Origin of the sequence: Occultella gossypii, assembly GCF_019947135.1 — a bacterium.
In the GTDB taxonomy this organism is placed as follows: domain Bacteria; phylum Actinomycetota; class Actinomycetes; order Actinomycetales; family Beutenbergiaceae; genus Occultella; species Occultella gossypii.
In genome coordinates, this window is the sequence record NZ_JAGSHT010000010.1 from 379,808 (window position 1) to 403,204 (window position 23,397).

General features: G+C 71.3%; 27 protein-coding genes. 7 read left to right on the plus strand and 20 right to left on the minus strand.

Going from position 1 to position 23,397, the window contains the following annotated elements:
- The first annotated feature begins 109 nt into the window (after positions 1-109).
- From KCQ71_RS10745 to KCQ71_RS10755, 3 genes are read left to right on the plus strand one after another with little or no spacing between them, the layout of a single operon-like run.
- Positions 110-637: a VOC family protein gene (locus tag KCQ71_RS10745; RefSeq protein WP_223405648.1), complete on the plus strand. Its 528-nt coding sequence runs from the start codon at positions 110-112 to the stop codon at positions 635-637.
- Between the two features lie 14 nt (positions 638-651).
- Positions 652-1,314, plus strand: coding sequence for a GntR family transcriptional regulator (locus KCQ71_RS10750; protein ID WP_223405650.1), 663 nt, complete (start codon positions 652-654; stop codon positions 1,312-1,314).
- Positions 1,315-1,317: 3 nt separating this feature from the next.
- The gene (locus KCQ71_RS10755; protein WP_223405652.1) at positions 1,318-1,923 is read left to right on the plus strand and encodes a class I SAM-dependent methyltransferase; all 606 of its coding nucleotides are present in this window, start codon (positions 1,318-1,320) and stop codon (positions 1,921-1,923) included.
- A gap of 10 nt (positions 1,924-1,933) precedes the next feature.
- Here the strand turns inward: KCQ71_RS10755 and KCQ71_RS10760 are convergent, their stop codons facing one another.
- From KCQ71_RS10760 to KCQ71_RS10780, 5 genes are read right to left on the minus strand one after another with little or no spacing between them, the layout of a single operon-like run.
- Positions 1,934-2,734, minus strand: coding sequence for an ABC transporter ATP-binding protein (locus tag KCQ71_RS10760; RefSeq protein ID WP_223405654.1), 801 nt, complete (start codon positions 2,732-2,734; stop codon positions 1,934-1,936).
- The gene (locus KCQ71_RS10765; protein ID WP_223405656.1) at positions 2,724-3,458 is read right to left on the minus strand and encodes an ABC transporter ATP-binding protein; all 735 of its coding nucleotides are present in this window, start codon (positions 3,456-3,458) and stop codon (positions 2,724-2,726) included. The genes KCQ71_RS10760 and KCQ71_RS10765 overlap by 11 nt, the downstream gene beginning before the upstream one ends.
- A complete protein-coding gene (locus KCQ71_RS10770; RefSeq protein WP_223405659.1) occupies positions 3,455-4,534 on the minus strand; it encodes a branched-chain amino acid ABC transporter permease in 1,080 nt (359 codons plus the stop codon). Before KCQ71_RS10770 ends, KCQ71_RS10765 begins: the two co-directional genes overlap by 4 nt.
- Positions 4,518-5,396 (minus strand): branched-chain amino acid ABC transporter permease, encoded by an 879-nt coding sequence (locus KCQ71_RS10775; RefSeq protein WP_223405660.1) that lies wholly within the window; start codon positions 5,394-5,396, stop codon positions 4,518-4,520. The genes KCQ71_RS10770 and KCQ71_RS10775 overlap by 17 nt, the downstream gene beginning before the upstream one ends.
- A gap of 11 nt (positions 5,397-5,407) precedes the next feature.
- Positions 5,408-6,655 carry an amino acid ABC transporter substrate-binding protein gene (locus KCQ71_RS10780; RefSeq protein ID WP_223405662.1) on the minus strand — a complete coding sequence of 416 codons (1,248 nt, stop codon included), beginning with the start codon at positions 6,653-6,655 and terminating at the stop codon, positions 5,408-5,410.
- Between the two features lie 398 nt (positions 6,656-7,053).
- Between KCQ71_RS10780 and KCQ71_RS10785 the strand changes: the two genes are divergently transcribed.
- Positions 7,054-8,199 (plus strand): MFS transporter, encoded by a 1,146-nt coding sequence (locus KCQ71_RS10785; protein ID WP_283248657.1) that lies wholly within the window; start codon positions 7,054-7,056, stop codon positions 8,197-8,199.
- Here the strand turns inward: KCQ71_RS10785 and KCQ71_RS10790 are convergent.
- Positions 8,174-8,533, minus strand: coding sequence for a MerR family transcriptional regulator (locus KCQ71_RS10790; RefSeq protein WP_223405664.1), 360 nt, complete (start codon positions 8,531-8,533; stop codon positions 8,174-8,176). The genes KCQ71_RS10785 and KCQ71_RS10790 overlap by 26 nt on opposite strands.
- 70 nt (positions 8,534-8,603) lie before the next feature.
- Between KCQ71_RS10790 and KCQ71_RS10795 the strand changes: the two genes are divergently transcribed.
- Positions 8,604-9,743, plus strand: coding sequence for an alkene reductase (locus KCQ71_RS10795; RefSeq protein WP_223405665.1), 1,140 nt, complete (start codon positions 8,604-8,606; stop codon positions 9,741-9,743).
- Here KCQ71_RS10795 and KCQ71_RS10800 read toward each other — a convergent pair.
- The 8 genes from KCQ71_RS10800 to KCQ71_RS10835 form a co-directional block, all read right to left on the minus strand.
- Positions 9,691-10,731 (minus strand): LacI family DNA-binding transcriptional regulator, encoded by a 1,041-nt coding sequence (locus KCQ71_RS10800; protein ID WP_223405667.1) that lies wholly within the window; start codon positions 10,729-10,731, stop codon positions 9,691-9,693. The genes KCQ71_RS10795 and KCQ71_RS10800 overlap by 53 nt on opposite strands.
- Positions 10,728-12,185: an NAD-dependent succinate-semialdehyde dehydrogenase gene (locus KCQ71_RS10805; protein ID WP_223405669.1), complete on the minus strand. Its 1,458-nt coding sequence runs from the start codon at positions 12,183-12,185 to the stop codon at positions 10,728-10,730. Before KCQ71_RS10805 ends, KCQ71_RS10800 begins: the two co-directional genes overlap by 4 nt.
- A gap of 45 nt (positions 12,186-12,230) precedes the next feature.
- Positions 12,231-13,466: a M24 family metallopeptidase gene (locus KCQ71_RS10810; RefSeq protein ID WP_223405671.1), complete on the minus strand. Its 1,236-nt coding sequence runs from the start codon at positions 13,464-13,466 to the stop codon at positions 12,231-12,233.
- Between the two features lie 70 nt (positions 13,467-13,536).
- Positions 13,537-14,472, minus strand: a complete 936-nt coding sequence (locus tag KCQ71_RS10815; protein WP_249422802.1) for an NAD(P)-dependent oxidoreductase — start codon at positions 14,470-14,472, stop codon at positions 13,537-13,539.
- A gap of 203 nt (positions 14,473-14,675) precedes the next feature.
- Positions 14,676-15,683: a DMT family transporter gene (locus KCQ71_RS10820; RefSeq protein ID WP_223405675.1), complete on the minus strand. Its 1,008-nt coding sequence runs from the start codon at positions 15,681-15,683 to the stop codon at positions 14,676-14,678.
- Complete coding sequence (locus KCQ71_RS10825; protein ID WP_223405677.1) at positions 15,680-16,666, minus strand: Ppx/GppA phosphatase family protein; 987 nt, start codon at positions 16,664-16,666, stop codon at positions 15,680-15,682. The genes KCQ71_RS10820 and KCQ71_RS10825 overlap by 4 nt, the downstream gene beginning before the upstream one ends.
- Before the next feature lie 49 nt (positions 16,667-16,715).
- Positions 16,716-17,072 carry a transcriptional regulator gene (locus tag KCQ71_RS10830; protein WP_223405679.1) on the minus strand — a complete coding sequence of 119 codons (357 nt, stop codon included), beginning with the start codon at positions 17,070-17,072 and terminating at the stop codon, positions 16,716-16,718.
- Positions 17,069-17,653: a hypothetical protein gene (locus KCQ71_RS10835; protein ID WP_223405681.1), complete on the minus strand. Its 585-nt coding sequence runs from the start codon at positions 17,651-17,653 to the stop codon at positions 17,069-17,071. Before KCQ71_RS10835 ends, KCQ71_RS10830 begins: the two co-directional genes overlap by 4 nt.
- Positions 17,654-17,738: 85 nt before the next feature.
- Here KCQ71_RS10835 and KCQ71_RS10840 point away from each other — a divergent pair, with 85 nt between their 5' ends.
- On the plus strand, positions 17,739-17,927 hold the full coding sequence (locus KCQ71_RS10840) for a hypothetical protein (RefSeq protein ID WP_223405683.1): 189 nt from the start codon (positions 17,739-17,741) through the stop codon (positions 17,925-17,927).
- A 6-nt stretch (positions 17,928-17,933) separates the two neighbouring features.
- Here the strand turns inward: KCQ71_RS10840 and KCQ71_RS10845 are convergent, their stop codons facing one another.
- From KCQ71_RS10845 to KCQ71_RS10870, 6 genes are all read right to left on the minus strand, one after another.
- Positions 17,934-18,503, minus strand: coding sequence for a DUF501 domain-containing protein (locus KCQ71_RS10845; RefSeq protein ID WP_223405685.1), 570 nt, complete (start codon positions 18,501-18,503; stop codon positions 17,934-17,936).
- Complete coding sequence (locus tag KCQ71_RS27605; RefSeq protein WP_223405687.1) at positions 18,503-19,123, minus strand: FtsB family cell division protein; 621 nt, start codon at positions 19,121-19,123, stop codon at positions 18,503-18,505. The genes KCQ71_RS10845 and KCQ71_RS27605 overlap by 1 nt, the downstream gene beginning before the upstream one ends.
- Positions 19,124-19,436: 313 nt before the next feature.
- Positions 19,437-20,726: a phosphopyruvate hydratase gene (gene eno, locus KCQ71_RS10855; RefSeq protein WP_223405689.1), complete on the minus strand. Its 1,290-nt coding sequence runs from the start codon at positions 20,724-20,726 to the stop codon at positions 19,437-19,439.
- A 74-nt stretch (positions 20,727-20,800) separates the two neighbouring features.
- On the minus strand, positions 20,801-21,520 hold the full coding sequence (locus KCQ71_RS10860) for a nucleoside triphosphate pyrophosphohydrolase (protein WP_223405691.1): 720 nt from the start codon (positions 21,518-21,520) through the stop codon (positions 20,801-20,803).
- Positions 21,517-22,059 carry a SurA N-terminal domain-containing protein gene (locus KCQ71_RS10865; protein WP_223405692.1) on the minus strand — a complete coding sequence of 181 codons (543 nt, stop codon included), beginning with the start codon at positions 22,057-22,059 and terminating at the stop codon, positions 21,517-21,519. Before KCQ71_RS10865 ends, KCQ71_RS10860 begins: the two co-directional genes overlap by 4 nt.
- 159 nt (positions 22,060-22,218) lie before the next feature.
- Positions 22,219-22,869 carry an FMN-dependent NADH-azoreductase gene (locus KCQ71_RS10870; RefSeq protein ID WP_223405694.1) on the minus strand — a complete coding sequence of 217 codons (651 nt, stop codon included), beginning with the start codon at positions 22,867-22,869 and terminating at the stop codon, positions 22,219-22,221.
- A 108-nt stretch (positions 22,870-22,977) separates the two neighbouring features.
- On the opposite strand from KCQ71_RS10870, the gene KCQ71_RS10875 reads away from it, so the two are divergent.
- Positions 22,978-23,376: a winged helix-turn-helix transcriptional regulator gene (locus KCQ71_RS10875; protein WP_223405696.1), complete on the plus strand. Its 399-nt coding sequence runs from the start codon at positions 22,978-22,980 to the stop codon at positions 23,374-23,376.
- Positions 23,377-23,397: the final 21 nt, after the last annotated feature.

Sequence of the window (23,397 nt, forward strand, 5' to 3'; positions counted from 1 at the left end):
CAAGATGCATGACGGCGATCGCGGGGTAGATCTGGCCAGTTACGTCCCGTATGGATACATTTGGGCGAGCTACCGCTCGCACCGTGGTGGGCGGGCAGAGGAGGATCCCATGGCATTGCCCGGACTCGTCGGCACCGAGCACATCGGCTTCACCGTCCCGGATCTGGAGGAGGCCACCCGGTTCTTCGTGGATGTGATCGGCTGCGAGTGGCTGTACTCGCTCGGCCCGTTCGCCGACCCACACGGCGACTGGATGGCCGAGCACCTGAACGTGGAGCCCCGCACCGTGATGCGCGAGAACCGGTTCTTCCGGTGCCGCACCGGACCGAACTTCGAGGTCTTCGCCTACGACCCGCCCACCCCGGCTGCCCCGCAACCTCGCAACAGCGACATCGGCGGGCACCACCTCGCGTTCTACGTGCAGGACCTGGACGCCGCGGTCGCCTACCTGCGTGAGCAGGGCATCCGGGTACTCGGGGAGCCGACCGCGAGCTCCCGGCACAACACCGGGCAGCGCTGGGTCTACTTCCTCGCGCCCTGGGGCATGCAGTTCGAACTCGTCAGCTACCCCGGCGGCAAGGAGTACGAGAAGTCCGCGACGACGCTACTTTGGCACCCGGCACATCCGAACGACTGACCGAAGGGAGCGGCGTGGCGAGCACCCCACGGGCGGACGCCCTCGCGTCCCAGCGCATCGTCGCGGGCCTGCGCGCGCAGATCCTGGCCGGCGACCTCGAACCGGGCGCACGGATCCGCCAGGAGGACCTCGCCGAACGGTTCGGGGCGAGCCGGCTCCCGGTCCGCGAGGCCCTGCGACTGCTCGAGGCCGAGGGCCTGGTTCGCCTGGTCGCGAACACCGGTGCGTGGGTCGCCAGGCTGAGCCTGACCGAGTGCACCGAGGCCTACCTGATCCGCGAACGCCTGGAGCCGCTGCTGCTGGCGGAGTCCATCCCGTCGCTGAGCGAGCCGGCCGTGTCCGAGCTGGACCGCCTCGCCGACGCCATGGAGTTCGCGGACCTGGAGACGTTCCTGGTCCTGGACCGGCAGTTCCACATGCTGTCCTTCAGCGGCGCGGCGTCGGAGTCGCTCGCCGCCCAGGTCCGCCGGCTCTGGAACACCACCCAGCACTACCGGCGGGCGTTCGCGATCCTCGTGGACATCCAGCACAGCCACCTCACCCATCATGAGCACCACCTGATGGTCGACGCGATCAGCCGCCGCGACCCCCAGGACGCCGAGGCGCTGCAGGCCCTGCACATCCGCCGGACCCGCAAGGCGCTGGTCGAGCACCCGGAACTGTTCGACGTAGCATGAGGCGTGCGCACGCCGAGCAAGTGGGAACAGAAGGTCGACCAGAACCCCGAGCACTCGCACTGGTACGTGCAGCGGTTCCGGACCATGGCTGCGGAGGGCGCGGACCTCGCCGGTGAGGCGCGCCTGATCGACGCCATGCTGCCGCGCGGGTCGCGGGTCCTGGACGCCGGCTGCGGGCCGGGCCGGGTGGGCGCGTTCCTGGCCGAGGCCGGGCACGAGGTGGTCGGCGTGGACGTCGACCCCGTGCTCATCGAGGCGGCCCAGGCCGATCACCCGGGCCCGACGTGGCTCGTCGGCGACCTGTCCGAACTCGATCTCCCGACGGCGGGGGTCGCCGAGGGCTTCGACGTGATCGTCTGCGCGGGGAACGTCATGACGTTCCTCGCCACCGGCACGGAGGTGGAGGTGCTGCGCCGGTTCCGCGGGCACCTGAACGACGGCGGCCGTGCCGTGATCGGCTTCGGCGCCGGGCGAGGCTATGAGTTCGAGACGTTCCGCACCGATGCCGCGACGGCCGGGCTGAGCGTGGACGCCCTGTTCTCCACCTGGGACCTGCGCCCGTTCGCGCCGGACTCGGACTTCATCGTGGCGGTCCTCAGCCGGGGTTGAACACCCCGTACTACGTCCGCTCGTGCGGGCGCCCGCCCAGATACAAGGCGGACAGCTCCGGGTCCGCGAGCAGGTCCGCGGCCGGGCCGGTGATGTGCAACCGGCCGAGGTCGAGGACGCAGCCGATGTCTGCCGTCTCCAGGGCCCGGCGGGCGTTCTGCTCGACCAGGAGCACGGCCGTGCCGGCGTCGCGCATCGTGACGATCTGCTCGAACACGGCCGCGGTGGTCTTCGGATCCAGGCCCATCGACGGTTCGTCCAGCAGCACCACCTTCGGGTCGACCATCAGCGAGCGGGCGAACTCCACCTGCTTCTGCTGGCCGCCGGAGAGCAGGCCCGCGAGCGAGGTCCACCGCTCCCCCACCACGGGGAACAGGTCCTTCACGAACGCGGTCCGCTCGGCGACCAGAGCCCGGTCCTTGACCGAGTAGGCGCCGAGGCGGATGTTCTCCTCGACCGTCATCTCGGGGAACACGCTGTGCCCCTGGAGCACATGGGCCAGGCCGCTGGCGAGCCGCTCCTGGGGCCCCTGCCGGGTGACGTCGACGCCGTCGACCAGGACCTCCCCGGCGCGCGGGGTGAGCATGCCGCTCGCCACCCGCAGCACGGTTGACTTGCCGGCGCCGTTCGGTCCGACGAGGCACACGATCGTACGCGGCGGGACCTTCACGGTCAGCCCGCGCAGCACCAGGGCGGCCCGGCCGTACCCGGCCTCGATCCCGTTCAGCTCGAGCAGGTTCGCGGCCCCGGTCCGAGGCGCGGTCTCGGACCCAGGCTCGGGCGCGGGCGACGTGGGCTGTTCAGACGCCAAGGTAGGCCTCCAGCACTCGCGGGTCGGCCTGCACGTGCGCCGGGTCGCCCTCGGCGATCGGTCGGCCCCGGTCGAAGACCACCACGTGATCGGACAGGCTCATCACCAGCTCCATGTTGTGTTCGACGACCACGAACGTGCGCCCCTCGGCGTTCAGCTCCCGGATCAAAGCGGAGATCCGCCCGATCAGGGCGGGGTTCACGCCGCCGGCGGGCTCGTCCAGCATGATGATCTCGGGATCGCCCATCAGGACGCCTGCGAGCTCCAGGAGCTTCTGTTGCCCGTAGGAGAGGTTGCGCGCCTCGGCGTGCTCGAGGTGGTCGATGCCGACCCGCCGCAGCCACACCCGGGCCGCCGCGATCGCCGTCGGGTTCTTCGCGGAGCCCAGGGCACCGGTCAGGGACGGGTTCTTGACCGCGACGAGCAGGTTCTCCAGCACCGTCATCCGCGGGAAGATCCGGCACACCTGGAAGCTGCGGCCGAGTCCGAGCCGGGCGATCCGGTCCGGGGAAGCCCTGGTGACGTCGTGGCCCGCGAGCGTCACTGTGCCGGCATCGGCGCGGATCATCCCGGTCACGCAGTTGAAGAACGTGGTCTTGCCGGAGCCGTTCGGCCCGATGATGGCGTTCACCTTGCCGGGCTGGAAGGACACGCTCGCGTCGACCACGGCGTGCACGCCACCGAAGGACTTGCTCAGGTTCGCGACCTCGAGGGTGACGGTCATGGCTTGCTCGCCTCCTCGGCGTCCCGCTCGGCAGCAAGGTCCGCCGCGCTGATCTCCCGGATCGAGGATGCCTGCGGCCCGAACCGGGCGAACAGGCCCTTCACGGCCGGGATCACGCCCTCCGGCATGAACAGCACCACCACGGCGAGCAGCAGTCCGGTCGCGACCAGGTGGAACTGGGTGTCCCCGTACTGGGCCTTGAAGAACTCGATCGCCATGCCAACCACGAGGGCGCCGAGCAGCGGGCCGAACAGGGACCGGACGCCCCCGAGGAGGGCCATCAGTACCATGTACGCGCCCATCATGATCGAGAACTGGAACACCGGGTCCAGGTCACCGAACCAGAGCGCGTAGAGCCCGCCGCCGAGGCCGGTGAAGAACGCGGACAGGATGAACGCGACCAGTTTGGCGCCGGTCGTCGGCACCCCGAGGGAGCGCGCCTTGTCCTCGTCCTCGCGGACCGCCTTCAGGCCCATCCCGAACCGGGACCGGTCGATGGCCCACCAGGCCAGGAGCATCACGGCGAGCAGGCCGAGGTAGATGTAGTAGAAGGTCCGGTGGTGGTCGGTGCGGATCAGGTCCGGGAACGGCCGTGGCAGCGAGAGCCCACCGGAGCCACCCGTGATCGACCCCATCGACTGGAACATCAGCAGCAGGATGAGCACGAACGCGATCGTCACGATCACGAACGAGGCGCCCCGCACCCGCAGGGCCGCGATCCCGATGGGCACCGCGATCACCGCCACGATCAGCGCCGCCAGGGCGAGCGCGAGGAACGGCGAGATGCCGGCCTTCACCACAAGGATCCCGGTGCCGTAGGCGCCGAGGCCGAAGTAGGCGGCGTGGCCGAGCGAGATGTACCCGGTGAAGCCGCCCATGAAGTTCCAGCCGGTCGCGGTCACCGCGTAGTTGAGAATGACCACGCCGGTGGAGAGCAGGTACCCGACCTTCGTGGTCTGCGGAAACACCACCAGCACCGCGGCGAGGGCCAGGAGGGCGATCACCCTCGCCGCGGTCAGCCAGCGGGCACCCGTCAGGGCGCGCTCAAGCTCCAGCGTCTCAGAAGCGTTGCGCAAGGCGACCTCCGAAGAATCCCTGCGGACGCACCATCAGCGTCACGAACAGCGCCACGTAGAACACGGTCTGCGCCCAGGTGGTCCCGAGCGGGATCTGCAGCAGGGACTGCGAGATCCCGAGGACCATCGCCGCGATCGCAGCCCCCGGCACCGACCCGAGCCCGCCGACCACGATGATCGCCATCAGCGGCCCGATCCAGTGCCAGTGCAGGGACGGGTAGATCGTCGCGTCCATCGCCAGCGCGGTCCCCCCGACGGCGGCGGTCGCCAGTCCGAGCCCGAAGCCGTAGCTGGCGACCCGGTCGGTGTTGATCCCGACCAGCTGCGCCGCCTCCTTGTTCTGGATCGTGGCCCGCAGCGCCTGACCGAACCCGGTCTTCTTCAGGATCAGCCACAGCGCACCCAGCGCGAGCACGGCCAGCGCGAACGCGACGAGCTTGACCACCGGCACCTCGGCCCCGAACAGGGGCACGCTCGCCGAGCCGTAGCTGAAGTGGATCCGGCGCTGGACGCCCGTGAACACGAACCCGAGCATGCCCTCGATGATCAGCGCGATCGCGAACGTGAGCAGCACCGACATCATCGTGAGCGTGGCCGGCTTCAGCCTGGTGATCAGCAGGCGCTGCAGGCCGACCCCGACGACGAAGAACAGCGGCACGGTGATCACGAGTGAGAGGAGCGCGTCCAACCCGGTCCTGGTCGCGAAGAACCAGGCCAGGTAGGCCGCGAGGATCAGGAATGCGGAGTGGGCGATCTGCACCACCCGCATCACCCCGAAGTACAGCGTCAGTCCCGAGGCCAGCAGGGCGTACAGCCCACCCAGCAGGATCCCGAGGATGAGGCTCTGGACGAAGAGCGACATGAGGCCTCAGGTCACCATTCCGGCTTGACGTTGATGAACTCCGCCGTGGCCTGGTCGGCCGGCAGCACGATCTCCGGCTGGCCGGCCACGTACTGCTGGATGAAGTGGGCCCCGTTCGGGCGGCCGGCCTCGTCCCAGGCGAGGTCACCGACCACGGTCGGCACCGTGTTGGAGTGCAGCCAGTCGATCAGTTCCTGCTGGCACTCTCCCTGTTCGGCGCACCCGACCGCCTCGACCGCCGCCTGGACCACCTGCCCGGCGGTGTAGGCGTTCGCCTCGTCCTCGCTGGGCTCGCGGTCGTACAGCTCCGCGATCGCCTCGACGAACTCGGCGTTGCCCTCATAGTCCGCGGTCGGCGAGTACCCGGTGGGGGCGAGCACACCCTCGACGCCGTCACCGAGGGCGTCCACGAACTCCGGCAGCGTCGGTGCCGTGGTGAACGCAGCCATCCGCGGCTGGTAGTTCAGCTGCTGCACCGCGACGATCATGTTCACGCCGTCCTGGTACTGCGTGCCGCCGACCAACAGGTCCGCATCCGCCTCGGCCAGCGCCGCGGCGATCCCGGAGAAGTCGGTGGTGTTCGGTGGGTACACCTCGTCGACGAGCGTGGTGATGCCGGCCTCCTCGAGCTTGTCCTTGAGTCCGTAGGCGGCGCCCTGAGCGAGCGGGTCGTCCATCGTGGCGTAGGAGGCGGTCTGCGGACGCTCCTCCTCGGGCATCTCCATGATGTAGTCGTAGAGGTAGTTGTAGTGGTCGTCGGCGATCGCCGGCGCCGCGTAGAAGAGGTTGCCGTAGCCCGCCTCGAAGATGTTCGCGGCCGCACCGGCGGGCTCCACGAAGAGCATCCCGTACTCGTCGACCACGCGGGCCGAGGCGAGCACCAGCCGGCTCGAGAACGGGCCGATCACGAGATCGACCTCGTCCTGGGTGATCAACGCCTCGTAGTCGGCCACGACCCGGTCCGCGTTGGACTGGTCGTCCACGATCTTCAGCTCGATCTCGCGGCCGAGCAGCCCGCCGTTCGCGTTGACCGTCTCCGCCCAGAGCTCGTAGCCGCGCTGCACGCCCTGGCCCGGTTCGGCGAAGTCGCCGGTGAGCGGAAGCGAGATCCCGATCAAGATGGGTTCGTCGCCACCCTCCGCGACATCGTCGCCGCCCTCGTCGCCACCGCCGCTGCACGCGCTCAGGATCAGTGCCGTGGCACCGATCCCGGCGATCAACGCCGAGGTCCGGCGCCGTCGTGAGGTCCACCTGCTCATCAGTTCCTCCTGTGCATCATTGCCATCAACCGAGGTACTTCGCACTCGAGAGCGCGGATTCATCTGCAATCGTTTGCCGTTCTCGCCACAGTGCTCCGGCGGCGGATCCAGATGTGTTGGTGTGACGCTATCCGACCCCGGCGACATCCGTCAATGAATCAGCCATCCGACTTCGACGGCGGCGTTACCCTTGACATCGCGCCGTTTGTCACCGCCCACGAGGCCGACGGAGGCGCTCGCCGCCGGCACGTCGCCCCGCGCCGCGCCGGGTAGTGTTCGCCTTGACGACGGCGCACCCTCAGCCTAGATTCAAGCAACCGTTTGCAGTCCGTCGGGGTCGGCGATGACCCGGAAACGAGGCCGCCATCTCCGCACCGGGGCGCTCCCTGCGCCTGCTCCTGGCGGCCGCATTCCTGAGTTCCGTCGACCGGATGCTGATCGCGCCACTGCTGCTGCCGATCGCCGATGACCTGGACACGACGGTCGCCGCGGTCGCGACCACGGCGACCGTCTACTTCATCGGCTACGGCTGCACGCAGGTGCTGTGGGCGTTCGTCGCGGACCGGATCGGCCGCGTGAACGCGCTCCGGTTGGCGCTGGCGTTGGGCGGCCTGGCCACGCTCGCCTCCGCGGCGGCGCCCACCATCGAGATCCTCATGGTGTTGCGCGCGCTGGCCGGAGCCTCGTTCTCGGCGGCGGTGCCGACGGCGCTGACCTACGTCGGGGACTCCGTCGAGTCGCGGGACCGGCACGGGCCGTTGGCGGACATCATGACGGCCACGGCCCTCGGCATGGCCGCCGCGACGCTCGGGGCGGCCGCACTCGCCGACCTGATGAACTGGCGGCTCCCGTTCGCCGTCGGGGGTGTGCTCGTCCTGGGCCTGGTCATGGCCCTGCGGCGACTACCCGAACCGGAGCGGACCGGCCCGCGACTGCCGATCGGCGCCTCGGTGCGGCGCGTGGTCACGAACCGCTGGGCCGTGACGGTGATCGTTCTGGTGGCCATCGAGGGAGCCCTGTTCCTCGGCGCGCTGCCGTTCCTGCCGACGCTGCTGCAGGCCGGCGGGATGAGCACCGCGCTGTCCGGGGTCGTGACGGCCGCGTACGGGGCGTTCATCGTCGTCTTCGCGGTGGTCGTGAAACGCCAGGCCCGACGGCGCAGCCCGGCCTTCCTGATCGGCGTGGGTGCGGCATCGGCCACGGCGGCGTTCGCCGCGCTCGTCGTCGATCAGGGCGCCGCGGGCGTGTTCACGGCATGCGCACTGCTCGCAGCGGCCTGGGCGTTCGCGCACTCCACCATGCAGAAGTGGATCACCGAGGTGGTCCCGGCGGCGCGGGCCGTCGCGGTGAGCCTGTTCGCGTCCGGGCTGTTCCTGGGCAGCGCACTCGGGACCGCCCTCGGTTCGGGCGCGGTGGCCGAGGGCCACTACCAGGCGTTCGCGTGGGGGTTCGCCCTGGCGTCGGCACCGTTCGCGGTGGCCGTCACGGCCGCCCGGCGAGCGTACCCCGGCGACGGCCTCACGCCCCCGAAGCAGCCTCGATGACCTCGTCGAGAACCTCGCGGGACGAGGCGAGTTGCGCGATCCTGGCGTCGATCCGGGCCCGCTCGCCGAGCAGCGTCTCCACCAAGGACGGCGTGGCCACTGCCGCGGGACCACCGTCGCAGTCCCGCATGCAGGGCAGCACGTCCGCGATCGTCCGGCTGGACAGCCCGGCCGCGAACAGCTCCTGGATGTGGATCACCCGATCGACGGCGGACTCGGTGAACTCCCGATGCCCACCCCCGGTGCGCCGGGCGGCGAGCAGTCCCTGCTCCTCGTAGTACCGCAGCGACCGCTCACTGACCGCGGTCCGCCGCGCCAACTCCCCGATCCGCATCGCGCCTCCTGTCGCCATCGGCCGACTCGCACTCGAATCTGACACCGGTGTGAGGTCCTACCGTTCCGACATGTCGAACGACCTGCTCCTGCGCCCCTATTCCCGCGACCGCCTGAAGCTGCCGAACCGGCTCGTCATGGCGCCGATGACCCGCTACCGCGCGGCCGAGGACGGCACCCCGCTGCCGATCGTCGCCGAGCACTACGCCCAGCGCGCCTCGGCCGGGCTCATCATCAGCGAGGGCATCTACCCCGACCGTCGCGGCCAGAGCGGGTGGCGGCTGCCGGGGCTGACCGACGCCGCGCACGTGGCGGGGTGGCGGCAGGTCACCGACGCGGTGCACGCCCGAGGCGGCCGGATCTGGGCCCAGCTCATGCACGGTGGTCGCAACGGACACCCGCTGGCCGGGCTGGACGGAGCGGCGCCGATCGCGCCCAGCGCGGTGCCCGCGGCCGCCTCGGTGCACCTGCCGGACGGCACCAAGACGGCGCCGGTGCTCCCCCAGGTCATGTCCGAGCGGGACATCGCGGACACCGTCGCCGCCTACGCAGCCTCGGCCCGGCTCGCGATCGACGCGGGCTTCGACGGCGTCGAGCTGCACGGGGCGAACAACTACCTGATCCACCAGTTCCTCGCCGACAACACGAATCTGCGCACCGACGCCTACGGCGGCGGACCAGAAGGCCGGGCGCGGTTCCCGCTCGAGGTGACCGCCGCCGTCACCGGCGCGATCGGTGCGGACCGCACCGCGATCCGGCTCTCCCCCGGTAACCCGCAGTTCGGGATGGTCGAGGCCGACCCGGGGCCGGTCTACCGGCCGCTCGTGGACCGGCTGGACCGCCTCGGCCTGGCCTACCTGCACCTCACCGACGGCGACGACTACCCGGCCCTGGCGGACCTGCGCCCGCGCTGGCACGGCACCCTGATCGCGAACGTCGGCGAGAACCGGGACCAGACCACCCGCGACGCCGGCGAGGAGATCCTGCGGTCCGGGCTCGCGGACCTGGTCTCCTACGGCCGGGCGTTCCTGGCCAACCCGGACCTGCCGGCCCGGTTCGCGGTGCGGGCGCCGCTCAACCCGATCGACCACGCCCACCTGTACACGCCAGGTCCGCGCGGCTACCTGGACTACCCGGCGCTGGACCGCACCCAGCTGGTCAGCGCGGCGGCGCCGTCGAGCCCCGCACCACCAGCTCGACGGGCAGACTGATCACGGACGTCGCGGTGTCCTCGCCGGTGAGCAGGCGCAGCATGATCCGCGCCGCCTCGGCGCCGAGCAGGGGGTGCGGCACCCGGATCGTCGTCAACGGCGGGGCCAGTTTGTCCACGTAGGGCATGTCGTTGTAGCCCACCACGCTCACGTCCTCCGGGCAGCGCAGGCCCCGCTCGCGCATAACGTCGTAAGTCCCGATCGCGATCTGGTCGTTGCCGCAGGCGATCGCGGTCGGCGCGCTCGCGGCGTCCGTGGCCTCGAACAGCGCCGCGGCCGCGGCGGCGCCGGCCTCGACCGAGTAGGTCGCACACTCGAGGACGAGGCTGGGGTCCACGGTCAGCCCGAACTCGTGCATGCTCTGCCGGAACGCCCGCGCGCGGGCTCGGCCGGTGGACAGGAACTGTGGGCCGGCCAGGTGCGCGATCCGGGTGTGCCCGAGCTCGGCGAGATGCCGCACGGCCATCTCCATGCCGCCGGCGTCGTCGCCGACCACGAGCGGGATCCGGGCACCCTCAACCCGCCGATTGACCAGTACGAGCGGGCGGTCCCCGTCTGCCGCGTGTCGGAGCACCTCGTCCTCGAGTTGTGCGCTGGCCACGATCAGCCCGTCCACCTGGCGGCCGATGAAGGCCTCCAGGACGTCCCGCTCCCGGTGGATATCGTTGTCGGTGTTGCCGATCAGGCAGGTGTACCCGGCCTCGGTGAGCACCGCCTCGGCGCCCTTGACGATGGGCGGGAACAGGGGGTTCGTGATGTCCGGCACGATGATGCCCACGGTCATGCTGCGTGAGGTCTTCAGGCCACGCGCCATCGGGTTCGGCCGGTAGGCCAGCTCCTTGGCGGCGCGCTGGACCTTGCGCACCGTGTCCGGGTTGACCATGCCCTGGGTGGCCGGGTTGAGGGCGCGCGAGACCGTGCCCGGATGCACACCGACCCGGTCCGCGACGTCCTTGAGGGTGGCTCCCCGCGCCCCCGGTGGCCTCACCAATCCACCGCGATGTACTTCGACTCGGTGTACTCGACCATGCCCTCGTGACCTCCCTCGCGCCCCAGACCGGACTGCTTCACCCCACCGAACGGGGCCGCCGGATCGGAGACGAGGCCTCGGTTCAGGCCAACCATGCCAGACTCCAGGGCCTCGCTGACCCGCAGCCCGCGGGCGAGGTCGCCGGTGTAGACGTAGGAGACGAGCCCGAACTCGGTGGCGTTCGCCAGGGCGATGGCCTCCGCCTCGGTCTCGAACGTCATCACGGGTGCGACCGGTCCGAAGATCTCCTCGTCCAGGAGCTGCGATCCGGGCGTCACGCCGGCCAGCACGGTCGGCGCGTAGAAGTAGCCGTCGCCCTCGATCAGCCCACCGCCGGTGCTCACCGTGGCCCCGCGTGAGACGGCGTCCCCGACGAGTTCGCTCACCTTGTCCACGGCGGCCTGGTTGACCAAGGGCCCGACGGCGTTGGCCCGGTCGATCCCGGGGCCCACCGTGAGCCCGGCCATCCGCTGGGCGAGGCGCGCGGTGAACTCCTCGGCGATGCCCGCCTGTGCGTAGAACCGGTTGGCGGCGGTGCAGGCCTCGCCGCCGTTGCGCATCTTGGCCACCATGGCGCCGTCCAGCGCGGCGTCCAGGTCCGCGTCGTCGAACACCAGGAACGGCGCGTTCCCGCCCAGCTCCATGGAACTGGAGATGACCTGGTCGGCGGCGACCCGGAGCAGGGACCGGCCGACCTCGGTGGAGCCGGTGAAGGAGAGCTTGCGCACCCGCGGGTCACCGAGGATGGCCTCCCCCACCGGCCCGGACCGCCGCGACGGCAACACGTTCACCACGCCGTCGGGCACTCCGGCCTGCGCCAGCAGGGCGCCAACGGCGAGCGCCGTGAGCGGGGTGTCCGAGGCGGGCTTGAGGATCACCGTGCACCCGGCCGCGAGCGCCGGGCCGATCTTGCGGGTGGCCATCGCCGCCGGGAAGTTCCACGGGGTGATCAGCAGCGCGATGCCGATCGGCTGGCGCACCACCATGATCCGGTTCGAGCCCGACGGCGCAGTCGTCAGCTCGCCGTGCAGGCGCACCGCCTCCTCGGCGTACCAGCGGAAGAACTCGGCCGCGTAGCGCACCTCGCCGAGGGCGTCGGCGAAGGCCTTGCCGTTCTCGCGCACGATCAGCTCGGCGAGCTGCTCCTCGCGCTCGGTCATCAGGTCGAACGCGCGGCGCAGGATGCTCGAGCGTTCCCGTGGGGCGGTCGCGGCCCAGCCGGCGGCCGCCGCCGCGGCCGCGTCCACGCACCGGCGGGCGTCCGCGACGGTGCCGTTGGCGACCGTCGCGATCACCCCGGCGGTGGCGGGGTCGATCACGTCGAACGTCGAGGCATCGTCGGCCGGACTCCACCTCCCGCCGATGAGGAGGTCGGTGGGTACCTCGAGTCCGGTCACCAGGTCGGTCAGCATCTCAAGTCCTCCGTCGTGTCCTGGGTCCTGCGCGGGTCTTCGTCCTCAGTATGGGTTCGTCACGAACAGTTCGTCCGCTGGGAACAGGGTGATCACCTTCGGGCCGTCGGCGGTGACCACGATCTCCTCCTCGATCCGGGCGGCGGACACCCCGTCGGAGGCCGGGCAGTACGTCTCGAGGGCGAACACCATCCCCTCCTGGAGCTCCATCGGGTGCTCCAGGGAGTTCAGCCGGGAGATGATCGGCCGCTCGTGCAGGGCCAGGCCGAGTCCGTGCCCGAACTGCAGCCCGAAGGCGGCCATCTCGGAGGCGAAGCCGAAGTCCTCCGCCTTCGGCCACACCCGGGCTATCTGGTCGGTGCTCACGCCGGGCCGGACCAGGTCGATCGCAGCGTCGATCCACTCCCGGCACTGGCTGTAGGCGTCCCGCTGGGGCGCGGTCGCGCGGCCGACCACGAACGTGCGGTAGTAACACGTCCGGTAGCCCATGTAGGACTGGATGATGTCGAAGAACGCCTGGTCCCCGGGCCGGATCAGCCGGTCGGAGAAGTTGTGCGGGTGCGGGTTGCACCGCTCCCCGGAGACGGCGTTGATCGCCTCCACGTCGTCGGAGCCCATGTCGTAGAGCTGCTTGTTCGCGATCGCGACGAGCTCGTTCTCCCGGATGCCGGGCTTGAGGGCCTCGGACAGCGTCTGGTAGACGCCGTCCACCATCGCTGCGGCGGTGCTGAGCAGGGCGATCTCGTCCGCGGACTTGATCTGCCGGGCGTCCAACATCACCTGCTGGCCGTCCCGGACGTCGAGCCCGACGCGCTGCAGCTCCAGCACCATCGGCAGCTCGGCGATGTCCACCCCGATCGGCAGGTCCGCGACGCCGGCCGCGGAGAGCTCGCTGCGGATCTCGGCGACCGCGCGCGCGATCAGGCCGGCGTCCGGAGCGACGGATCCGCGCAGGCCGAGCATGCCGGGCCGGGAGTTGCCCGGCTGCAGCCAGGGCGCATAGATCTCGTGGTGCAGCGCGGCCGAGCCGAAGTCCCAGACGATCGGCTCGCGGCCGCGCATCAGCAGCGCGTACCTGGCGACCTTGTCCCGGGCCCATTCGCCGATCATGGTCGAGGTGAGGTAGCGGATGTTGTTGACGTCGAAGACGAGCAGGGCGCCCAGTTCCGAGGCGTCCAGTGCGGCGCGGGCCCGGGCCAGCCGGTACTCACGCAGCCGGTCGTAGTTGACCCGCTCCTCGAAGTCGACGGCCATCCGGCCGGGGGACGGGGTCAGGCTCATGGTCACCATGTCAGGCCTTCCGTTCGCAGTTGCTGGCAGGTACGCGAGGGGTCGGTTCGTCGCAGGTACGTCAGGCTCGGCTGAGGCCGTCGGAGACGGCCGCGTCCTCGGACTCGAGCGTGAGGCCGGCGGCGCGGGCCTGGAGCTCGAGCAGCACCGCGAAGTCCTCGCTGACGTGCCCCTCCCCCACGGCGGCGGAGACGAGCTGGTGCACCAGGGCCGCCACCGGCATCGGCGCATCGAGGCGACGCCCCGCGGCCAGGCCGAGGTCGAAGTCCTTGCGCAGCAGCACCGGGGTGAACGTCGGCGTCAGATCGAGGTTCACGAACGCCGGCGTCTTGTACTTCGTGAAGGTCGAGCCCATCACCGAGTCGTTCAGGAACGCCAGGAAGTCGGCCCGGCTGATCCCGCCCTTCTGGGCGAGTACGGTGATCTCCGCCAGGGACTGGGTCACCACGCCGAGGAACAGGTTGTGGCAGATCTTGACCAGGCGGGCCCGCTCGCCCTCGCCCACATAGGTGACGGCGCGGCCGATCGCCTGCAGTTGGGCCTCGACCTCGTCGTGGACCTCCCGGGGGCCGGAGGTGACGATGGTGAGCCGGCCGGCATCGATGACCTTGGCGTTGCCGGACACCGGGGCGGCGAGCATCCGCGTGCCGCGCGCGGTTACCTCCGCCCGGATCGCCTCGCCCTCGTCCGGGTCCACGGTCGAGGAGTCGACGAGCAGGCGGGGGCCGGGCCCTGAAGCGAACAGGCCGCCCTCGCCGAAGAGCACCGCGTGCAGGTCCGCGCCGGTGGAGACCATCGTGTAGACGACCTCCCGGTCGGCCAGGTCCGCGGGGCGGTCGACGACGGAGGCGCCGTCCGCGATCAGCGCCTCGGCCTTGGTCCGGGTCCGGTTGTACACGGCCACGTCGTGCCCGGCGGCGAGCAGGCGCCTGGCCATGGCTGCGCCCATCCGCCCGGCCCCGATCCACCCGATCCGCGCTTGTGTCTCCTGGGACATCGTTGTCTCCTGCAATCGTTTGTTGGCTTGCGTTGAAGGTACCAGAGTGGGTATCGAGATACTAGCGCCGCAATCCATTGCAGTCGATGAGGGCGACTGTTCAGCTCGCCCTCCGCGCGCCCGCGCTCGGCTCCGCTGACGCGAAGCGCGGGTCGGCGCAGGCGCGACCCACATCTGGGGTCAGCGGAACGTGGGCGAGGGCGCTACGTGCCTCTCGAGCGCCGCCGCGCGGTGACCAGGGCCACCGTGACCCCGACGACGACGAGCAGGGTGGCGACCGCACTGGCCGGCGTGACGGAGCCGCCCGGCGTGAGCGCGTTGAGCACCTCCGCGGCGATCACCTGGCCTGCGATGGTCAGCAGCGCGAGGGTGAGCACGCCGTGCACATGCACGAGCGCGGCCGCCAGGAAGATGAAGGTGATCCCGATGAGGCCGGCCAGGTACATCCACCACTGCGTCGGCCACGCCCCGAGGTCCTCCCCCGGTGCGATCAGGCTCACCACCAGGAACACGACCACCACCGTGGTCGCGAGGGTCACGTTCAGGACGGTGGACGGGACCGGGCCGGCGATCCGGGCGACCCGACCGTTCACGGCCTGCTGGAACGCGTTGCCGGCTCCCCCGAGGAACGGCAGAAGCACCAGCACAACCACCTCCCAGGTGGCATCCGGCCCGGTCGCAGCCCCGCCGAGGGAGGCGATCAGCACCGCCGCGACGGCCGATCCTGCTGCGACGACGCGCCCTGGACTCAGTGGCTGCGGGCCGCCCGGGGCCAGGGTGGTGCGATCGACCAGCAGGGCCGCCGTCGTCTGGCCCGCGACGGCGGCGACGGCGAACAGGGCCACCCCGATCACGCTCACCGACAGCGCTTGGCTGAGCACGAACACGCCGCCGACGCAGCCGCCGACGAAGGTCCACCACGGGTAGGAGCCGGACCGGATGGCGCGTGCGAGCGTGACCACGCCCCGCCGCGCCGTCGGGATCGAGACCGCGATGATCAGGATCGTCGTCAGCCCGCCGATCATCGAGACCGTGGCCGCCACTCCGGCCGCACGCATCCCGGTGCCGAGCTCGGCGCGGAATGTGCCGTTGACGAGAGCCTGCACCGACGTCAGCGCCCCGGCGACGACCATGACCGGGATGCTGGCGATCCGCACCCAGCGCGGTGTGGAGGCGTAGTCGACGCCGGGCGGGCGACCGCCCGCCCTCATCGGCTATCGGGCGTGGCGGTGTCAGGGGTGTCGGGCCGGCCGGCCGTGAGCGCGATGCCGTCGAGGATGTCGTGCTCGCTGGTCCGCACGTGGGTGAGCGACCCCCCGGCGGCGGCGACCTCGGCGACCACCCGCGAGATCACCTCGAACCAGATCAGCGCGCCGGCGGCGATCACGTCCACCCGGCCGGGGTGCAGGTAGGGCAGCGCGGCCCGCTCGGCACGGTCCATCGCGACCAGGTCCTGGCAGGCGGCCAGTGCCTCGTCGACGGGCAGTATGGCCCCGTCGATCCGCTCGGGGCGGTAGGTGTCCAGGCCGAGGGCGTGGGCGGTGACCGTGGTGACCGACCCGGCCACGCCGACCAGAGTGGCCACCTGGCCGAGCGGCACCCGTGCCGCGGCCTCGTCGAGGAGCGCGCGGATGTCCGCCGCGGCTGCCTCGACCTGCGCCGTGCTGGGCGGATCGTCGCGCAGATGCCGCTCGGTCAGGCGCACCGATCCGATGTCCAACGAGATGGACGCCGTCGGGCTCGCCTGCCCGAGGACCAGCTCGGAGGAGCCGCCGCCGATGTCGACGACCAGGTAGGGACCCTCGGCCCGCGACCCGACCCCGCTGATCACGCCCGCGAACGAGAGGGATGCCTCCTCGGCCCCGGAGATCACCTCCGCCGGAACACCGAGACGCTCACGGACACCGTCGAGGAACTCGTCCCGGTTGCTCGCGTCACGGGTCGCCGAGGTGGCCACGAACCGGATCGCCTCGACGCCGTGATCCCGGCACAGCTGCGCGTAGGTCTCGGTCGCGGTGAGGGTGCGGGCCAGCGCGACCGGGTCGAACCGGCCGGTCGCATCCACACCCTGCCCGAGCCGGACCATCTCCAGCCGGCGCACCACATGCGTCAGTGAGCGGCGGTCCGAGGACCGGTCCGCGATGAGCAGCCTGATGGAGTTCGTTCCGCAGTCGATGGCAGCCACACGAGTCACCGTCCAAGCCTCTCACCTGACCGGGTGGCGGCGCTCCACGGTCCGCCGGTCAGACCGGCGGCCCGACGATGCCGCGCAGCGCCGCCACGTGCCGCTCGAACGCCTCGCGCCCGGCCTCGGTGACGCGGTACCAGGTGGTGCGGCGCTTTCCCCGCCAGGTCACCTCCGTGTCCACGTAACCGACCTCCGCGAGCACCGCGAGGTGCGAACCGAGGTTCCCGTCGCTGATCCCGAGGGTTCGGCTGATCGTCGTGAAGCGCATCGAGCCGCCCGCGGGCAGCGCCACGAGCGCCGCCTGGATGCGCAGCCGGACCGGGTCGGTGAGCAGGTGGTCGAACGGCGCGCGCAGTGCGTCCGCGAACTCCGCCGGCAGCTCGTGCAGGCGGTCCGGCCCGGGTTCGGTCATCGCCCGCTCCGTACCGGCGTGGCACGCACGATCCCGAGCACCAGGAGGGCGATCCCGGTCCCGAGACCGTAGACCAGCAACGGCGAGATACCCTCCGGCACCGTCACGACGGCGGCGAGCACCACGCTCCCCCCGCTCACCGCGAGCAGGGCCCGGTCGGCGGTCATGATCGCGTAGATCGCCATCGCGACACCCCACAGCGCCCCCAGGAACAGCGCCAGACGCCACGGTTCGAGCGGTGAGACGACCTGGACCAGGAACGGCGACGCGGCCAGGACCAGGAACCACGCGCCGCGCAACCGACCGGCACCCGGGTTGCTCACCCCCGGCTCCCGGCCCGCGAACGTGGCTACGAGGCCGACCGCCGTCGCGAGCGCACCCACCACGAGCGCCCAGGGCAGGTCGAGGTGGCCGAGCGCCGGGTAGCCGACGGCCCAGGCGATGCCCCACCCGACGAGCGGCGCACCGGTCACAGGTGCGCGGTACGCCCGGTCGGCCCGGCGCCCGATCGCGTCGAGGTCCGCCAGGGTCCCCGCGGCGTCGGACCTCGGGTCGGCGGGACTGGGCCGCGGCTGGTCCATGCCGGAAGTCTATCGGCGACACGCACGCGGGGCTTCACATACTCCGCCGCACAGAGTATGTTCCGAGACAACCGAAGGAGCAGTGATGAACACCAGTATCGTCAACGGAATCTTGGCCGGGGCACTCGCCGGAGTGCTCTGGGTCTGCATCGCCCTCATGGTCGGCATCGAGACCACGACCGTGGGCATCGTGGGCCTGATCATCGTGCTCACCACGGTCCTCGTGACCGCCGTGGTGTCCGGGGTGGTCGCGAAGTCGGTCCGAGCCGGCTAGGCCGGCTCAACAGGTGCAGCGGTCCGGTCTCCAGACGTCCGCGATGAGCGCGAGGGCCTCGTCGCCGAGCGGATTCACCCCGGGCCCGGCCGCGAGCGCGTGCGCCACGAGCACGTGCAGGCACTTCACCCGGGTGGGCATGCCGCCGGAGGAGATGCCGTCGATCTCGGGGACCTCGCCGAGCTCGGCACGCTGGGCGAGGTAGTGCTCGTGCGCGCGGGCGTAACCGGCGGCGAGCGCCTCGTCCTGGGTGAGCCGCTCGGACATCTCCCGCATCACGCCGCTCGCCTCCAGGGTGCTCACGGCGGCGACGGCGCCGGGGCTGGTCAGGTAGTACGTCGTGGGGAACGGCGTGCCGTCCTCCAGGCGCGGGGCGGTGCGGACCACCGTGGGACGGCCGCACACGCACCGGGCGGCCACGGCGACCACGCCCCGGGCCGGGCGGCCGAGCTGCTCGGCGAGCACCTCCAGGTCGGCGGCGCTGACGCCGGGCGGGGTCGCGGCAGACGGGGGCGCGTCGGTCGCATCGGAGTGGGCGGCGTCAGGGGTCGAGCCGTCGTCATCGGAGCCGGTCATCAGTCGGAGACCTCCCCGGCCACCTGGACGGAGTCCCACACGGTCAGGTACCACGGGCCGGTCGGGGGCACGCTCACGGGTCCGTTCTCGGCGGGGTCGGGGGCCGGCTCCTCGCCGGTGATCGTCTCGGGGTCCACCACCCGGTAGGGCGTCTCCCCCGGCATCACGAAGCCGAGCCGGTCACGCGCCCGGGCCTGCACGTAGGCGTCGTCGTTCCACTGCTCGACGGCGTCGGTCAGCTCGGCGTTGCGCTGTTCGGCCGCCACGATCTGGGCGCTCAGCTCACGGTGCCGTTCCTGCTGGGTGATGTACGCACGCAGGGTGGGCGCGAGCACGATGAAGGCCATCAGGATCACCACGAACAGCACCAGGGTACGGACGGTGATCTGCCGCGGCGCCTTGTGCACCTCGGTGGTGGCGCCGGCCTGCTTCGCTGCGCCCGCCCGGCGGGCGGCCGTCGGCTTCGCAGCCGGCTTGGCGGCGGGCTTCGCGGCGGACCTCGACGTGGGCTTCGCGCCGGACTTGGCGGACGCCGACCCCGACCGGGGCGTGCGCGAGGTGCTCGCGCGCGCACCGGCGGCGGCGCGGCTCGACGTGGCGGGCCGACTCGTCGTCGCCACGGACCCGCTCGAGCGCGGGGCGGCAGGACGTCGGGGACTCACTCCCTCATGTTCTCTCACGGGGCGAGGTTTTCGGCGGAGCAGCAGGGCGTGAGTCGTGCCACAGCAGGATAGGTCTGCCCACCGACACCGGCCGGGACCGGGCCCGGCAGGGCCGATCTCGGGCCGCGAACGCCAACGGCGGGCGCCCCTCGAAAAAGGGGACACCCGCCGTCGTTCGGACGTGGCGGCAGTGCGCGCCGAAGCCGCAACCGGTCGCCTCGACCCAGGCGCTACCAGCCGCCGCGATCCAGGTCCTGCCGAGCGCTGTCGCTCAGGCGCTCGGACCGTGCCAGCGCGGGAACGCCGAGCCGCCCGCGTACCTGCCCGAGCTGTCCAGCTCGTCCTCGATGCGCAGCAGCTGGTTGTACTTGTTGATGCGCTCGCCGCGGGCGGGCGCACCGGTCTTGATCTGGCCGGCGTTCACGGCCACGGACAGGTCCGCGATCGTGGTGTCCTCGGTCTCGCCGGAGCGGTGCGAGACCATCGCGGTGAACCCGTTGCGCTGGGCCAGGGTGACGGCATCCAGCGTCTCGGTCAGGGTGCCGATCTGGTTCAGCTTGACCAGCAGCGAGTTGGCGGAGCCGAGCTCGATGCCCTTCGCGAGCCGCTCGGGGTTCGTGACGAACAGGTCGTCGCCGACGAGCTGCACCTTGTCGCCGACCTTGCCGACGAGCTCGGCCCAGGAGTCCCACTCGTCCTCGGACAGCGGGTCCTCGATGGAGACCAGCGGGTACTCGGCAACGAGGGTCTCGTAGTAGGCGACGAGGTCGGCCGGCGAGGTGACCTTGCCCTCGAACTGGTAGGCGCCCTCGGAGAAGAACTCGGTGGCCGCCACGTCCAGGGCGAGCGCGACATCCCGGCCCGCGGTGAACCCGGCCTTCTCGATCGCGACCAGGATCAGGTCCAGCGCGGCGCGGTTGGACTCGAGGTTCGGCGCGAAGCCGCCCTCGTCCCCGAGGCCGGTGGCCAGGCCACGGTCCTTGAGCACGGACTTGAGCGCGTGGTAGACCTCGGTGCCCCAGCGCAGGCCCTCCTTGAAGGTGCCCGCTCCGATCGGGGCAACCATGAACTCCTGGATGTCCACGTTCGAGTCGGCGTGCGAGCCGCCGTTGAGGATGTTCATCATCGGCACCGGCAGCACGTGTGCGTTCGGGCCGCCGATGTAGCGGAACAGGGACAGGTTGGCGCTCTCGGCGGACGCGCGGGCGGCGGCGAGGGAGACGCCGAGGATGGCGTTCGCGCCGAGCTTGCCCTTGTTGGCGGTGCCGTCCAGGTCGATCAGGGTCTGATCGAGGTGACGCTGGTCCGCGGCGTCGAGGCCGAGGATCTCGGGGGCGATGACGTCGGTGACCGCGGCGACGGCGTTCTGCACGCCCTTGCCCAGGTAGCGGCCCTTGTCGCCGTCGCGACGCTCCACGGCTTCGAACGCACCGGTCGACGCGCCCGACGGGACGGCGGCGCGTGCGAACGAACCGTCCTCCAGCGCCATCTCGACCTCGACGGTCGGGTTGCCGCGCGAATCGAGGATCTCGCGCGCTCCTACGGCCTCAATGGTGGCCACAGTGACTCCTTCAATGTTGTGGTGTTCAGGTTCGGTGAGCCACGGTCCACGATAGTGGCCCGGGACGTGTCGGTTCAGAGCGGGAGATCCCGTTCGGCGGCGCGGATCCGGGCCTCGAGGGCCCGGGTCTGCGCCCGCAGCGCTGCCTCGGCGTCGACGTGCTCGGCGTCCGCGCGCCGGACCAGCTCCAGCAGGGCGGCGCCGATGAGGTCCGACGGCGCGGGCACGGTCGTGGAGTCCGGTGCGGGCTCGTCGTGGTGCGGTTCGAGGCTTGCCGGATCGAGGCCCGCCTTGCGGGCTCGCCCGAGCACCTTCTGCGCGCGGGCCAGGGCCGGCAGGTGCGGCGGGACGCCGTCGAGGATGGACTCGCGGGCCTTCTCCTGCGCCTTGATCGCATCCCAGTTCCGGTTCACGTCGGCCGGCGTCAGTGCAGCGTCGCCCGCATCGGCGGCGAACACGTGCGGGTGCCGGCGGACCAGCTTGGCCACGAGCGTGCGGGCCACGTCGTCGATGTCGAAAGCGACGCCGTCGGGCGCCTCGGTGGCGACCCGGGCGTGGAACAGCACCTGCAGCAGCAGGTCCCCGAGCTCCTCCTGGAGCGCGGCGGCGTCACCGGACTCAGCGGCCTCCGCGACCTCGTGGGCCTCCTCGATCGCGTACGGGGCGAGCGAGGCGTGGGTCTGCTCGGCGTCCCACGGGCAGCCGCCGGGAGAGCGCAGCCGGTCCATCACGGCCACCGCGTCGAGGAGAGCGCCACCGGGGCGGTCGGCCTCGCCGGGACCGGGGACGCTCATCCTGCGACCGGGGCCTCAGGGGCGAGGATCCAGTCGGGGGTGACGGCTGCGATGGTGTTGGCCTCGGCGTCCCACTCGCCGTAGCGAGGACTGACCACGACGTCGGCGTCCGTCAGCCGTGCGTTGACGTCGTCCAGGATCGCCTGGCCGTCCGGACTCTGGCTGATGTCGCCCTGGGCCAGGATCATCCGGGTCACCCGCAGGGTGTCCGCGCTGTAGTCGGCGACCGGCACACCCTGGGCGGCCGCGGTCGCCTCGAGCACCTCCTGCGCCTGCTGGTCGGAGTAGGCGATCCCGTTCTCGGAGGCGACCTGAAGGACCTCCGGGGCCGCGATGAGGAGCTGGAGCACCTGCGTGGGCGCGGGGTCCGCCGTCAGCATCGGAGAGATCTGCGTGTCCGTGGTGGACAGCGTGCTCTCGGTGATGCGACTGCCGTCCACGACGGCGGCGGCGCCCGGGTTCGCGGAGCAGGCGGTGAGGGCGAGGGCGCCCACGGCCAACGAACCGGTGATCTTGAGGAGGCGAGACGTTGTGACCACCGAGGCGAAACCCTTCACGCGCGAACAGATACCGGGGCCATCGTATCCTCAGCGCTCCACGTCGGCGACGACGTGCTCAACCTCCGCTGCCGACTCCCGGCCACAGCCTGGGCGGCCGTGGTCCGGATGACCGCCGGCCCGGGGCGCCGAACACGCGGGTCAGGCCGCGGTGCGCGCGCCCTTCGCCAACGAGCGCCCGTACTCGTGGGCAAGGAGCTCGGCCTCGGCGTGCATGCGGGCGGCGACGTCGGTGAACTCGTCCAGGGCCGGGTTCGTGCCGACGAGCGTGAACTCCGTCTCGACCACGTCCAGATCCAGGTTCCAGACATCCTCGAGGATCCGGCGCATCCACGGCGTCGCGTGGTCCCAACCCTCCCGAGGGGTCCCCGCCCCGTACGCGCCGCCACGGACCGTGGCCAACACCGCGCGCTTACCGGCCAGACTCGGCGAGTCCCCGGGGGCCAGTCGCGGGTCGGTGAGCGCCAGGTCCGTCCAGGTCTTGAAGTGCTGGGAGACACCGAAGTTGTACAGCGGCACCGCCAACAGCAGGACGTCCGCCGCGAGGACCTCGTCGGCCAGCTCGGTCGCGAGGTCGATGGCGCGCTGCTGTTGCGTGGTGCGTCCGGCCGGGGGTGCGAAGGCGGCATGCGGCCAGGCGTCGGCCGGAATCGGGTGGCGCCCGAGGTGGCGGGTGGCCACGTGGCCGGCCGGGTGCTGGGCGCGCCACTCGGACTCGACGATGTCGGCGATCCGGCTGCTGTGCGAGCCCTCGAATCGAATGCTGGCGTCGAGGCGGAACAGGGTGGGCATGGGACCTCCGGGTCGGTTCAGGGGCACTAGCAGAATGCGAGTACTTGCAGAAAGATAGCACTAGCAATATCCGAGCGCCAGAACCTACGGGCACGGTAAACTCAGGAGATGTCCGAGGATCCCCACCCCCACGCGCAGTGCGCTGCCGGCGTGAGCCGTGCCTTCGACATGCTGGGCAAGCGGTGGAGCGGACCGATCCTCTCGGTGCTGCGGAACGGGCCGATGAAGTTCTCCGAACTGCGCCGGGCCGTCGGTCCGATCACGGACTCCGTCCTGGCCGACCGGCTGGTGGACCTGGCCGACTTCGGGGTGGTGGTCCGGACCGAGACCGATGGCCGCCCACCCCAGATCACCTACGCGCTGACCGGGCGCGGAGAACGCCTGCAGCCGATCCTGGACCAACTCGGCCGGTGGGCCGCGAGCGAGCTGGACCGCGCCCCGTTCGAGGGCTGTGCCGAGGCCGGTGCGGCCGAGGCGCAGAGCGACGCGGCCGAGGTCCCGGCCTAGTCGCCGACACCCGAGCCGTAC